Source organism: Methylobacterium sp. J-068, from assembly GCF_022829445.1.
Taxonomy (GTDB): domain Bacteria; phylum Pseudomonadota; class Alphaproteobacteria; order Rhizobiales; family Beijerinckiaceae; genus Methylobacterium.
On the sequence record NZ_JAKSXY010000122.1, the window covers coordinates 387951 to 400480 of the forward strand.

The window sequence follows — 12530 nt, forward strand, 5'->3', positions numbered from 1 at the left end:
CTTTCGGCAAGCCGAAGCTTGGCCGAAGCAGTGACCGGAGTAACAGTTTGGAATTCCTCTGATATTCGGGCCTGACCTTGATCTGCGGTTGCCACCTCGGATATGTCGACCGCGCATGAAGCGCCGCCCGGATCGTGGTTTTCGAACCGCGTCCTCTGGCGTTGGACGAGCCCGGGTCATGGCGCGCGCGCGACGTGCGCCTCTCGGGCGTCGCGAATAGTGACAGCAACAGGCGTGGAGTGCACGGCGTGATCGGGCAACGGGACTTGCGGACAAACCAGATCGACGCGGGCTCTCGCCGCGAGGCCGGACGGACGCCCGTCAGACCGGGCGCGACGGCGATGTTCGCCGGTCTCGCGCTCCTGGCCGGTCTCGGTGGAGCCTTGGCGCAGGACGGCAAGGACGCCGCTACGGAGGGCAAGGCCCCCGTGCTCAAGCTCGAACTCAACCGCCTCGAGCCGGCCGGCGACGCCTGCCGGACCTACCTCCTCGTGGACAACAGCCGGGGCCCGGCCCTGAAGTCCCTGAAGGTCGATCTCTTCGCCTTCGATACCGAGGGCGTCGCCCAGAAGCGCCTCGCCGTGGAACTCGGTCCGGTGCAGGACCGCAAGACGATGGTGCGCCTCTTCGACTTCCCCGCCCTCGCCTGCCCGAAGATCGGCCGCGTCCTCCTCAACGACGTGCTCGCCTGCGAGGGCGGCGAGGCCAGCCGCGAATCGTGCCTCGAGCGCATCGAGACGGAGAGCAAGACCTCCGCCACCTTCGTGCGCTGACCGGCGCACCTCACCCCGCCCCTCGTTCCGCCACCGCTCACTCGAAAGAGATCGCCATGGATCCGACCTCCGCGCCGGCCGAAGTCGCCCACGACTTCTCCTTCATCGGCCTGTTCCTCCAGGCCGACCCGATCGTGAAGGGCGTGATGATCCTGCTCGTGATCGCCTCGATCGCGTGCTGGACCGTGGTGTTCGAGAAGATCGTGCGGATCGCCGCCGCCAAGCGCCAGGCCAGGGCCTTCGATACCCTGGTCCGTTCCGGCGGCGCGCTCGAAGCCTCCGGCGGCGGCATCGATGCCCAGATCACCGGCGCCGCGGTCGAGGCCTGGCGCGACCAGGATTCCTCGGAGACCCGCGCCGAGCGCCGCGACCGCATCGAGCGCGCCATGCGGGCGGCCCTGACGTCTCGGGTGAAGCGCCTGCAGACCGGCCTTCCGCTGCTCGCCACCGCAGGCTCGACGGCGCCGTTCATCGGTCTGTTCGGCACGGTGTGGGGCATCATGAACTCGTTCTCGTCCATCGCGAAGAGCCAGGACACCTCGCTCGCCGTGGTCGCGCCGGGCATCGCCGAGGCGCTGTTCGCGACGGCCATCGGCCTCATCGTCGCGATCCCGGCGGTGATGGCCTACAACAAGCTCATCAACGACGTGGGCCGGGTCCAGTCGAGCTTCGTCTCGTCCATCGGCGTCCTGGGCAACCGGCTCGCCCGCGACCGGAGCGTCCACGGGCACGCGGCCGCCGCCGAGTAGGCGCCGTCCGGCCCGAGGGCCGCATCCTCTCCCGGCGCCGGGCAGGCGCCGATCACGCGACAGCAACCTGTTCGACGGGCCGGCCTGGAGGCCGCCCGTCCTGGCCCCGGAGGGCCGCTCCACGATGGCAATGGGTTCGATCCGCGCCGGCGGCGGCGATGACGAGGACGGCCTCGACGCGGCGCCGATGTCCGAGATCAACGTGACCCCGATGGTCGACGTGATGCTCGTGCTGCTGATCATCTTCATGGTGGCCGCCCCCCTGATGACCACGGGCGTGCCGGTGCAACTGCCCAAGACCACGGCGCAGAAGGTGGCGCAGGCCCAGAAGCCCCTGGAGATCTCCATCGACAAGGACGGCAAGCCCTTCCTCGCCAAGGAGGAATTGCTGCCGGACGCGATCCTGCCGCGCCTGCGGGCGCTGGCGGCCCAGGATCCGAATCAGGTGATGCTGGTGCGCGGCGACCGCGACGTGCCCTATGGCCGGATCATGGAAGTGATGGGCATCGTCGGCCAGGCCGGATTCACCAAGGTCTCGCTGATCGCCCAGTCGCCCGGAGGCGCCTCGCCCGCCGCACCGGCCGCCGCGTCGCCAAGCCCTGCCTCCGCCCCTGCCGGCGGAACGCCGCGGTAAGCCCATGAACGCCCATCATCCTGTCACGGTGCTGGCGACGACCGGTGATCCGGAGCGGCGCGGACCGTCCGGCCTCGCCTACGCCTTCCTCGTCGCCCTCGCGCTGCACGTCGCGGCCCTCGTCGGCATGACGCTGTTCGGCGCCGCGCCGGCGACGCCCCCCGGCGAGAACATCGTGACGATCGACCTCGCCCCGCAGATGACCGAGGCCAACACGCAGGCCCCGTCGGAGACCGCCGCCTCGGCCCCGGCCCCGCCCGAGGCGAAGCCGGTCGAGACGCCGGAAGCCGAGCCGGTGACGAAGCCGCTCGAGACCACGGAGGTGGCTCCCCCCGAGGCCACCGTGCCGCCGCCGCCGGACGCGACCCCGGTCGCCCCCGAGGCCACCACCATGGCCGAACCGCCGGACGCGCCGGTGACGCCACCGGTGGAGGCCGTGACCGAACCGCCGCCCGAGGACCAGGTCATCACATCGACCGCGCCGGAGGCGCTGCCCCTGGCGCCGCCCCCGCCCACCGTCGCGGAGGCCCCCAAGCCCGTGGAGGTGGAGAAGCCGAAGCCCGATCCCGCCAAGATCCTCGAGGCCAAGCGCGAGGCCAAGCGCAAGGCCGACCGCGAAGCGCGCCTGAAAGCCGAGCAGGAGGAGCGCCGCGAGGCGATCGCCGAGGCAAGGCGCGAGGCGGCCAAGGAGGCCAAGGCCAAGGCCGCCCGGGAGGCCGCGCGCCGCGCGGCGGCGGCCGCCAGCGAGGGCCAGGCCCGCCAGAACTCGGCCTCCGCGTCGCGCCAGAGCAGCGCGGGTTCGGCTGCCGGCGGCAACGATCCGAACGCGCTGCGGGCGTGGCAGGGCATGCTGAGCGCCACCATTCGCGGCCGGATGAACGCCAACGCGGCGGCCGGCACCAGCGGCGGCGTCGCGGTCGTGCGCTTCACCGTGTCCCGCTCCGGGCAGGTCATGAGTTCCGGGCTCGCCAGCAGCAGCGGCATCGGCGCCATCGACAGCGCGGCGCTCGCCACCGTGCGCGGCTCGCTGCCCGCCGCACCGGCGGGGGTCAACCTGAACAGCCTCGCCGTCACGGTGCCCCTGCGCTTCAGCCCCGGCCGCTGATCGGCCGAATCTTCGGCGCAGGATCGGTCCCATGGCCGTGTGGTTCACCAGCGACACGCATTTCGGCGATCCGCGCATCCTGCGGATCGACAAGCGGCCCTATCCGGATCTCGCCGCGCACGATGCCGCGCTGATCGCCGCCTGGACCGCCGTCGTGGCCCCCGAGGACGAGGTCTGGCATCTCGGCGACTTCGCGCTCGGCCCCTCGGACGCCCGCATCGCCGAGATCCTGGCGGTGTTACCGGGGGTGAAGCACCTCATCGCGGGCAATAACGACGGACCCGGCACCCTGAAGGCGCCGGGCTGGACCTCGGTGGCGCATTACGCCGAGACCACCGTCGACGGACGACGCCTCGTACTCTGCCACTACGCCTTCCGGACCTGGAACGGGATCGGGCGCGGGGCGGTCAACCTGCACGGGCACTCGCACAACAAGCTGAAGCCGATCCCCCGGCAGTACGATGTCGGCGTCGACGCGCAGGGACCGGCCCCGGTCGGCCTCGCCGCGATCCTGGCGTCGCGCCGGCGTCGGACGGCGGCGCACAAACCCGTGGAACCTTAGCGGCGGGTTTGCCGTTTCAGCCACATGAACGCAAGCTGATCAGCTCTGATCCAGTCCCAACACGGACAGGACGGACTTGATCTTGCGGACACTTCCGAACGCGCGTCGAAATCTTTTCGACACGCGCACGATCAGGTGTCCCCAGCATCAGGTGCCCCTCATGCGTCCCTCCCCTCGTCTCGCCCTCGCCGCCGGTCTCGCCCTGAGCCTCGCGGCCCCCGCCCTCGCCGCTCCGGCCTGCCTCGATGCGCAGCGCAAGGTCGATGAGGCGAACGCCCTGCGCTACCAGTTCCGTCAGGAGGCGCGCCTCGGCAACCATGACCGCGCCTGCGACACGCTCGATGAGATCGGCGACCGCTACGCCGACGCCCGCGACGCCTTCGAGGATTGCGGGGCCGGCGCGGCCGCCATCGACCTGCGCAGCGAGTCCCGCGCCCTGCGCGCCGCCAAGGCCGTCAACCGCTGCGATTGAGCGGGTGCGTCGCCACACGCCGTCCCGCCTCGCTTCGATCCAGTCTCATCTCGCACGCGGCCGGTGATTCGCCGGCGCCAAGGTCAGCTCCCATGAACGCCATCGCCGCCCTCGACCCCAAGGCTCTCGACCGCGCCATCCCGACCGGTCCGTCCTTCGCCGCCGCCCTCTGCGGCTTTCTCAGCACCACCGTGGCGACCACCATGGTGATGTTCCTGATCAGCAGCGTCTGAGGGCGCGCACCCCGGAAGTCACGGGGCGACGAACCAGAAGCGACGCTTCGAGAACAGCATGTCGGGCGCCCCGACGCTGGCGTGAGGCGGGCAGACCGTCTCGCTCCGCGGCGCAGGCTCCACCGACCTGGCAGCCGGCATCATCAGGGCGGTCGAGACCGGAAAGAGGCCGAGTTTGGCCTGCACGGCGGGCTGGCGGACCGCGGAGATCGTGACGATCCCCACCAGCAGCCCACCCGCGATCGTGCCGAGAACGAAGTTCATCATGGTGGTGGAATCCGGCGTGCCCCGCGTATAGAGCGGGATCGCGCGCCCTCCCTCGTCGCACTTCTCGGCATGATTACGGCACGGCCACGTCTTACGATCCGTTAACGATGAAATGGCTAAGGTCTCCCCGCCGGCCCGATTCGGGCCCTTGGTGCCCTGGGGAATGATCTGCGATGTCATACGGAGCCAGCGCCTACGCCCGAGTTGCACAGACGGCCCTGTCGCCGCGCGAGGCGGAAGCGGCCGTGCTGATCAAGGCGGCGGGCCGCCTCCAGGCAATTCAATCCGACTGGACCAACCAGGCGTCCGCCCTGAGCGAGGCCCTCAGCTTCAATCAGAAGGTCTGGACGATCATCGCGGGTGGCGCGACCGCCCCTGAAAGCCCGCTGCCCGTCGAGATCAAGAACAACATCGCCGAACTCTCGACCTTCGTCTTCAAGCGGATGATCGACACGCTGATCGAACCGAGCGCCGAGAAGCTCAGCGCGCTCATCAGCATCAACCAGAACATCGCCGCCGGCCTGCGCATGTAAGCCTTGCGGCTACGGTCGCCCCGGATGGACAGGGCCCGTCGCTTCACGAGCGGCGGGCCCTGTCCGTTTGCGACGAAAGACTTTCCCGGTCATCCCTTCGACGCAGGGTCCAAATCACCCGGTGCGGACAGGCGCTCGGCCAGGGACTGCTCGTACTGGATCAGGTCCTTGCAGCGCTTGAGGGCGCGATAACGTTCGCCCTTCGCCAGGAGCTCGTGAATATCGCGCAGATAAGGGGCCATGCTGGATGCCGCCGCGATCAGTTCGTTGGCTTGGCTGATGAAGAGATTCTCCGCCTCGGGCGTCGGCTCGGCGAGATACAGAACGGTCAGCGTGAGATACAGGCGCTTGCAAGCGGTGTCGGCCTCGCTCTCCAGGATGATATCGCTCTCACGCAGGAAGTTCGTCACCGTCTCGATGACGAAGCTGGACCGTCGGGGGCCATTGCGGATGGCGGTTCCACCGATGAGCAAGCGTTCCCCGGGTTTAAGTTCGATCTTAAGGGGCATGGAGAGCCTCGGAACGCGGAACTGTTCCTCACCATCGCCAAACATGGTTAACGGAACATGAAGCTGAAACCGAATGAGGCACGCTAAGCTTTTGAACTTGTTCGATTTGTCTACGAAGAGAACGTATTTAACCCTCACAAGCAAAGGTTTGTTCAGGCCCTCGCTTAAGGGGATGGAAAGTCCGGCATGGTTGTTTGGCCCCGCCTCCAAAAAGGGGGCGCATCGATCAGAACGGATCGTCCCCTATGTCTTCCAGCATCACCCTTACCGCCGCGACCCGTCAGAACCTGCTCTCGCTCCAGGGCACCGCTGACCTCCTGACCACCACTCAGAACCGCCTGTCGACCGGCAAGAAGGTGACCTCGGCCCTCGACAACCCAACCAACTTCTTCACCTCGCAGAGCCTGTCGGCTCGCTCGTCGGACCTCAGCGGCCTCCTGGATGGCCTGTCGAACGGCGTGCAGACGATCCAGGCCGCGAACCAGGGCATCACTTCGCTCCAGAAGCTCGTCGACTCGGCTAAATCGACCGCGCAGCAGGCGCTCGCCGACAAGAGCGGCGGCAAGGGCACGATTCTCGGCGGCGTCGCCGCTCAGTCGGCCGTGACCACCGGTACCTCGGCCATCACCGGCACCCTCGACCTGTCTTCCCTGGCCAAAGACGCATCTGTGGACATCTCCCTCGACGGCGGCGCCACGAAGAGCACCCTTCGCCTCGACTCCTCGACCTTGAAGAGCGTCACCACCGATACCTCGAAGGTCACGACCGACCAGCTGGTCACGGCCCTGAACGGCCAGATTGCCGCGAATTCGAACCTCGCTGGCAAGGTCTCGGCCTCCATCGGCACGAACGGCCGTATCAGCTTCACCACCACGGATACCGGCGCTGCCGCTAAGTTGAGCGTCAGCGGATCGCTGAACGCGACGACGGATATCGGCTTCGGCAAGCCCGCAACCACCCCGACGGCCGCGACGGTCGTTGCCGGGGCAGCTCTCGGCGCAACGACCGACCTCTCCAACGGAAAAAGCTCGGTCTTCAGCATCACGGACGGCAACAAGTCCGTTAGCGTGACCTTGAACTCAACCACCGCCACCGACAACCTCGGCGGGACCCTTGGCGACTCCGCCACCGACGCCAACGTCATCAAGGCGATCAACAAACAGCTGTCGGATGCCGGTTCGACCATCACGGCGAAGATCGGCACCACGGCGGTGGATGGTGCCGCGGCGAACGGCAAGATCGTTCTGACGTCGCAGGACCTTGGTCCCGACGCGCAACTCTCGATCAACCCGATCAGCAACACGGCGGGGGGCGCCACCGGCATTGGTTTCTCGACCTTCACCGCCTCGCCTGGAACCGTGGTTGCCCCGGCTACCGGTGTCACCGCGAAGGCAACTGGCGGTGTCGATCTGCGTACGACGCCCCCGAGCCTCGCCGGCGGTAAGTCCGCAACCTTCAGCATCACCGATGCTGGCACGACCAAGACGATCACCATCGACAGCCGGTCGTTGGACACCGCAGGTACAAACCCTGGCGATGCCGCCACGGGTGCGGCCCTCGGCGACAATCCCACGGGCGCCAAGATCGTGAGTGCTATCAACGCCCAGCTTAAGGCGCAGAGCAGCGCGGCTGTCGCTTCTATCGACGCAAGCACTGGCGGCTTGGTGTTCACCGCCAGCGCGGCAAACGTCGCTTTCACTGCCAGCGCCACCAATGACACCATCGGTCTCGGCTTTGGAACCGCGGGTGCCACCAGTGGGTCCTTTGCCGCTGGCTTCGGTGCAGCCGTGACCGCCATTGTCGCCAACGGCACCGACGCCTCGGACGGCTCGTCCAAGGCTTCGATCACGGGGGCAACTCCGCCGACTACTGCCAACAGCGGCATCTACAATACTACCACGAACAAGTTCGATTTCAGCGGTGGTACGCCTCCTAACGCCTCGTTCACGCTGCAACTCGGTTCCGGCGCGTCCAAACTGATCGACGTCAGCACGGCGACGCTCGGTAGCGGTGCTGCCGTCAGCCAAGCCAGTGTGGCCAAGGCGATCAATGACCAGATCAACGCCGACACGGGCCTGCAGGGCAAGGTCACGGCCAGCTTCGTGAACAATAAGCTCACGATTCAGTCCACGGCCTTTGGCTCCGATCAAACCCTGACCGTGAAGGCTGCCGGATCGACCGATATCGGCCTTGGTGTGTCGGGTGCCGTTGCCCAGACCAGTGCTGGCACGGATATCGGCGGCTCGAAGGGCACAAGCTCGACGCGCTCCACTCTGGCCACCCAGTACAACAATCTGCTCACGCAGATTTCTCAGCAGGCGCAGGATGCCGGTTACAACGGTGTCAACCTGCTGTTCCGTAACGGAGCTTCGGCCAACGAAAACACACTTCGGCTGACCTTCAACGAGAAGGGCACCTCGACCCTCGACATCGCCGGCGTGAAGTTCGACGCCGACGGCCTCGGCCTCAAGGCGACGACCAACAACTTCCAGTCGGACGACGAGATCAACACGGCTCTCAACCAGCTGACCACGGCAACCGCCTCGCTTCGCGCACAGTCCTCGACCTTCGGCTCCAACCTCTCGGTGGTGCAGAACCGTCAGGACTTCTCGAAGAACCTCATCAACATCCTCGACACCGGCTCGGCCAACCTGACGAATGCGGACCTCAACGAAGAGGCCGCCAACTCCCAGGCGCTGTCGACCCGTCAGTCGATCGGCATCTCGGCGCTCTCGCTCGCCAACACGGCGCAGCAGGGCATCCTGCAGCTCCTCCGCTAAGCGGCTCTCCGTCGCTCGGCACGCCGCCGGCCTTCGGGCCGGCGGTTTCTTCCTTTCCAAGGCACACTCACCGACAAGCCGGCGGTTTGCCCTCGGCTCGTATCGAACGACGAAAAGGCCGGGGCGCGTCGCCCCGGCCTTTTCGCGTTCAGCCGTCTCGGAGAAGACAGGTCAGGCCGTGCGATCGAGGGGCCGTCCCGCCGGGTGGGCGCGCATCTCGGACGCCTCGGCATAGGCACGCGCCTTGAGCACCACGGGATCGGGAAGCTGGATCACCACGTCACCCGAACTCGGGTCCACCTCCTGGTAGACCACCGTCTTGGTGTCCTGGTCGATCCGGATGCGGGGCTCGGCCGCGGCCGCGCCGGCCTTGGCCTCCTGCGATGGCGCCGGCCTCGTCCCGAAGCGGGGATCGGATCCCCGCTCCTGGCTCTGGATATCCACCCGCACCGCGGGCGCGAGGGGCGCCGGCGCCTGGACGGGCTGGACCGGCGGGATCGGAGACGGCCCGGCACCGGTGCCCCGGAACGCGGGCACGGCGCCTATGCTGGAGATCGACATCGCACGCCCTTTTTCGGTTGATGCGGCATGTCACCAGACAAAGCGCCGGGCGTGAATCGGATCTTAAGAACTTCGTTGCCCCACGACCATTCCGCCGGGCATCCTCAAGGCGACATCAAGACGATAGGGCGCTTTTTAGCGATCCCGCCGGATGCCGGTGATTCGTTCCGAATCCAGCGGGATCAGGCACCGCGCTCGTCCTCGTCGGACACCGCATGCTCCGAGCGGTGCAACCGGCTCAGGAGGACGAGCATCGAGCCCGGCAGAGGCCCGGTCAGGGTCTCGGCATCGGTAAAGATTCCCCGCTCGCGCGCGAGGCGACGGCGGGCCTTGGATTTCTCGGCGAGGACGACCGGCGTTCGACCGCCGGTTCTTCTGATTTTCATACGCACAACGCACGCTCCAACGTCGACGTGAGCCTGGAGAAGCCACCACAAACGCGGCTGCGGCGAATCCGTTCCGGCCACGCTTGCGCGCATGGTGGCGGCGGGGCGTCGCGGATGGTAGAGCCCGGGCCATGCTCGAAGGCCTGCCTCCCCATCGTCCGACCCACGTGCTCCGCCTGCTCACCGACGAAGGCTCGGCGCGCGCGATGACCGACCTTCTCGGCGAGATGTTCGATCCGACCCAGACGGCGGTGGCCGCCTTCGAGGCCGAGGACGGCAGGACCTGGCGCCTGGAGGCCTATTTCGCCGATGCGCCCGACGAGGACATGATCCGCGACCTGATCCGTCCGGTGGTCGGCGCGCAGGCGGATGTCGCGACCTTCGAGACCATCGACCAGCAGGACTGGGTGCGCGCCTCCCTGGAAGGCCTCAAGCCCGTTCGGGCCGGGCGTTTCCTCGTGCATGGCAGCCACGACCGCGAGAACGTGCGGGTCAACGACCTCGCCATCGAGATCGAGGCCGCGCTCGCCTTCGGCACGGGCCATCACGGCACCACGCTCGGCTGCCTTCGGGCACTCGCCGGAATCCTCAAGCGCGGGCGCCCCGCCCACGTGCTCGACGTGGGCACCGGCACCGGCATCCTGGCCTTCGCGGCGGCCAAGTTCCTGCACAAACCCGTCATCGCCGGCGACCTCGATCCGGAGGCGGTGACCACCGCCATCGGCAATGCCCGCCTCAACGGTCTCGGGCCGGTGCTGCGCCTCTACCAGGGACCGGGCGTGCGCCACGCCCTGGCCAACCGGCCGCGCCGCTTCGACGTGGTCTTCGCCAACATCCTGGCGCGCCCCCTCAAGGCCCTGGCGCCCTCGCTCACGGCGGTCGTGGCGGACCACGGCGTGCTGATTCTCTCCGGCCTCATCGAGCGCGACGTGCCGGGCGTGCTCTCGACCTACCGGCATCGCGGCTTCCACCTCGCCCGGCACGGCCTGATCGAGGGCTGGGCCACCCTGGTGCTGACGCGCGGCGGCGCGGCACCGCGCCCGCGCCGGGATCGGTTGCGGCCCTTCTGAGCCCGTCGTAACCCTGGGCGCCATGACGCGCCCCCGCTTCCAGACCTTCGACGATCCGAGCCACCGCCAGGGCGCCGCCCGCATCCGGGCCCTGCGCGAAACCCTGCATGCCGCCGGGCTCGACGGGTTCGTGGTGCCGCGCGCCGACGAGCACCAGTCGGAATACGTGCCCCCCCAGGCCGAGCGCCTCGCCTGGCTCACGGGGTTCACGGGATCCGCCGGCACCGCCGTGATCCTGCGCGATGCGGCGGCGCTGGTCGTCGACGGGCGCTACACCCTGCAGGCTCCGGCCCAAATCGACACGGCCGTGATCACGCCGGTGCCGCTCGCCGAGACCAGCGCCGCCGCCTGGGTCGGCGCGCGCATGAAGGCCGGCGAGGTCCTGGCCTATGATCCCTGGCTGCACACGCCCGACGGCGTGGCGCGCCTGGAGCGCGCGGTCGTGAAGGCCGGCGCGACCCTGCGGCCGGTGGCGTCCAACCTCGTCGACGCCGTCTGGGCCGACCGGCCGGGCGCGCCCTCCGGCGCCGTGGTGGCGCATCCCCCGGACCTCGCGGGCGAATCGGCCACCGACAAGCTCGCGCGCATCCGCGCGGCTCTCGCCGAGGCGGGCTGCGCCGCCCTGGTGATCTCCGACCCCCACAACCTCGCCTGGGCCTTCAACCTGCGCGGCGCGGACGTGGCGCACACGCCCCTGGCGCTCGGCTACGCCCTGGTGCCGCGCGAGGGCCGTGCGGCCCTCTTCCTGACATCCGGGGATGTGAGCCCGGAGCTCCGGACCGCCCTTACCCCGCTCGCGGCGGTTCATCCCCGCGCCGCCTTCGAGGACGCCCTGTCCGCCCTGGCGGCGGATGCGGCCCGAATCCGTCTCGATGCCGGCACGGCGGCCTTCGCCCTCAAGCTCCGGGTCGAGGCGGCGGGGGGCGTCGCGGATCTCGGACCCGACCCGATCACCGCCATGAAGGCGGTCAAGAACCCGGCCGAGATCGCCGGCGCGCGGGGCGCCCACCACCGCGACGGCGTCGCGGTCACGCGCTTCCTCGCCTGGCTCGACGCGCAGGGCGAGGCGCTCACCGAGATCGCGGCCGTGGAGGCCCTGGAGGATTTCCGCGCCGAGGGCGGCCTGCTCCGCGACGTGTCGTTCCCGACCATCTCGGGCAGCGGGGCCAACGGGGCCATCGTGCATTACCGGGTGACGCGCGAGACCGACCGGCGCATCCGGGCGGGCGAATTGTTCCTCGTGGATTCCGGAGCGCAATACGCCGACGGCACCACCGACATCACCCGCACGGTGGCGGTCGGGCAGCCCTCCGAGGCCATGTGCGAACACTTCACCCGCGTGCTCAGGGGCCATATCGGCATCGCCCGCGCGGTGTTCCCGAAAGGCACCACGGGCGCGCAGATCGATTCCTTCGCCCGACAGCCGCTCTGGGACGCCGGCCTCGATTTCGACCACGGCACCGGACACGGGGTCGGCGCCTTCCTCTCGGTGCATGAAGGGCCGCAGCGCATCGCCAAGACCGGGACGGTCATCCTCGAAGCGGGGATGATCCTCTCGAACGAGCCCGGCTACTACAGGACGGGCGCCTACGGCATCCGCCTGGAGAACCTCGTCCTGGTCGAGCCCCGCACGGTTCCCGGCGGCGAGCGCCCGATGCTCGGGTTCGAGACCCTGACCCTCGCGCCCTTCGATCGCCGCCTGATCCGCGCCGACCTGCTCACCCCGGAGGAGATGGCCTGGATCGACGCCTACCATGCCCGGGTGCGCGCGGCGCTCGGGCCGGATCTCGACGCGGCCACGCGGGCCTGGCTGGAAAAGGCGACCCTGCCGATGGTCGCCCTCGCCTGAACCGACCGGGCAGTAGGGTTCGGGCGACGCTTGCGACGATCCCGCCC

The 12530-nt window shown here is 68.8% G+C and carries 15 protein-coding genes; 11 read left to right on the plus strand and 4 right to left on the minus strand.

Annotated features, from left to right (window positions below; translation table 11 throughout):
- Positions 1 to 341: 341 nt before the first annotated feature.
- The 7 genes from MKK54_RS22105 to MKK54_RS22135 all read left to right on the plus strand — a co-directional run bounded on the left by MKK54_RS22105 (position 342) and on the right by MKK54_RS22135 (position 4528).
- Positions 342 to 773 (plus strand): Tat pathway signal protein, encoded by a 432-nt coding sequence (locus MKK54_RS22105; RefSeq protein WP_244014265.1) that lies wholly within the window; start codon positions 342 to 344, stop codon positions 771 to 773.
- Between the two features lie 56 nt (positions 774 to 829).
- Complete coding sequence (locus MKK54_RS22110; protein WP_244014267.1) at positions 830 to 1522, plus strand: MotA/TolQ/ExbB proton channel family protein; 693 nt, start codon at positions 830 to 832, stop codon at positions 1520 to 1522.
- 124 nt (positions 1523 to 1646) lie between these two features.
- Entirely contained in the window at positions 1647 to 2156 is a 510-nt protein-coding gene (gene tolR, locus MKK54_RS22115; RefSeq protein WP_244014269.1) for a protein TolR, read from the plus strand.
- A 4-nt stretch (positions 2157 to 2160) separates the two neighbouring features.
- Positions 2161 to 3261: a TonB family protein gene (locus MKK54_RS22120; RefSeq protein ID WP_244014271.1), complete on the plus strand. Its 1101-nt coding sequence runs from the start codon at positions 2161 to 2163 to the stop codon at positions 3259 to 3261.
- A gap of 31 nt (positions 3262 to 3292) precedes the next feature.
- Positions 3293 to 3823, plus strand: a complete 531-nt coding sequence (locus MKK54_RS22125; protein ID WP_244014274.1) for a metallophosphoesterase family protein — start codon at positions 3293 to 3295, stop codon at positions 3821 to 3823.
- Between the two features lie 160 nt (positions 3824 to 3983).
- Positions 3984 to 4295 (plus strand): hypothetical protein, encoded by a 312-nt coding sequence (locus MKK54_RS22130; protein ID WP_244014276.1) that lies wholly within the window; start codon positions 3984 to 3986, stop codon positions 4293 to 4295.
- 92 nt (positions 4296 to 4387) lie between these two features.
- Positions 4388 to 4528 carry a hypothetical protein gene (locus MKK54_RS22135; RefSeq protein WP_244014278.1) on the plus strand — a complete coding sequence of 47 codons (141 nt, stop codon included), beginning with the start codon at positions 4388 to 4390 and terminating at the stop codon, positions 4526 to 4528.
- An 18-nt stretch (positions 4529 to 4546) separates the two neighbouring features.
- On the opposite strand, the gene MKK54_RS22140 is transcribed toward MKK54_RS22135, so the two are convergent.
- Positions 4547 to 4795 carry a hypothetical protein gene (locus MKK54_RS22140; protein ID WP_244014280.1) on the minus strand — a complete coding sequence of 83 codons (249 nt, stop codon included), beginning with the start codon at positions 4793 to 4795 and terminating at the stop codon, positions 4547 to 4549.
- 173 nt (positions 4796 to 4968) lie between these two features.
- On the opposite strand from MKK54_RS22140, the gene flaF reads away from it, so the two are divergent.
- Positions 4969 to 5328, plus strand: a complete 360-nt coding sequence (gene flaF / locus MKK54_RS22145) for a flagellar biosynthesis regulator FlaF (protein ID WP_244014283.1) — start codon at positions 4969 to 4971, stop codon at positions 5326 to 5328.
- A gap of 89 nt (positions 5329 to 5417) precedes the next feature.
- Here the strand turns inward: flaF and MKK54_RS22150 are convergent, their stop codons facing one another.
- Positions 5418 to 5837 carry a flagellar biosynthesis repressor FlbT gene (locus MKK54_RS22150; RefSeq protein WP_244014285.1) on the minus strand — a complete coding sequence of 140 codons (420 nt, stop codon included), beginning with the start codon at positions 5835 to 5837 and terminating at the stop codon, positions 5418 to 5420.
- A 245-nt stretch (positions 5838 to 6082) separates the two neighbouring features.
- On the opposite strand from MKK54_RS22150, the gene MKK54_RS22155 reads away from it, so the two are divergent.
- Entirely contained in the window at positions 6083 to 8617 is a 2535-nt protein-coding gene (locus MKK54_RS22155) for a flagellin (RefSeq protein WP_244014287.1), read from the plus strand.
- A gap of 171 nt (positions 8618 to 8788) precedes the next feature.
- On the opposite strand, the gene MKK54_RS22160 is transcribed toward MKK54_RS22155, so the two are convergent.
- Complete coding sequence (locus MKK54_RS22160) at positions 8789 to 9178, minus strand: hypothetical protein (RefSeq protein WP_244014290.1); 390 nt, start codon at positions 9176 to 9178, stop codon at positions 8789 to 8791.
- Between the two features lie 182 nt (positions 9179 to 9360).
- Positions 9361 to 9645, minus strand: coding sequence for a hypothetical protein (locus tag MKK54_RS22165; protein WP_244014292.1), 285 nt, complete (start codon positions 9643 to 9645; stop codon positions 9361 to 9363).
- A gap of 50 nt (positions 9646 to 9695) precedes the next feature.
- Here MKK54_RS22165 and MKK54_RS22170 point away from each other — a divergent pair, with 50 nt between their 5' ends.
- Positions 9696 to 10634: a 50S ribosomal protein L11 methyltransferase gene (locus tag MKK54_RS22170; RefSeq protein ID WP_244014294.1), complete on the plus strand. Its 939-nt coding sequence runs from the start codon at positions 9696 to 9698 to the stop codon at positions 10632 to 10634.
- A 22-nt stretch (positions 10635 to 10656) separates the two neighbouring features.
- Positions 10657 to 12483, plus strand: coding sequence for an aminopeptidase P family protein (locus tag MKK54_RS22175; protein ID WP_244014296.1), 1827 nt, complete (start codon positions 10657 to 10659; stop codon positions 12481 to 12483).
- The last annotated feature ends 47 nt before the right edge of the window (positions 12484 to 12530 follow it).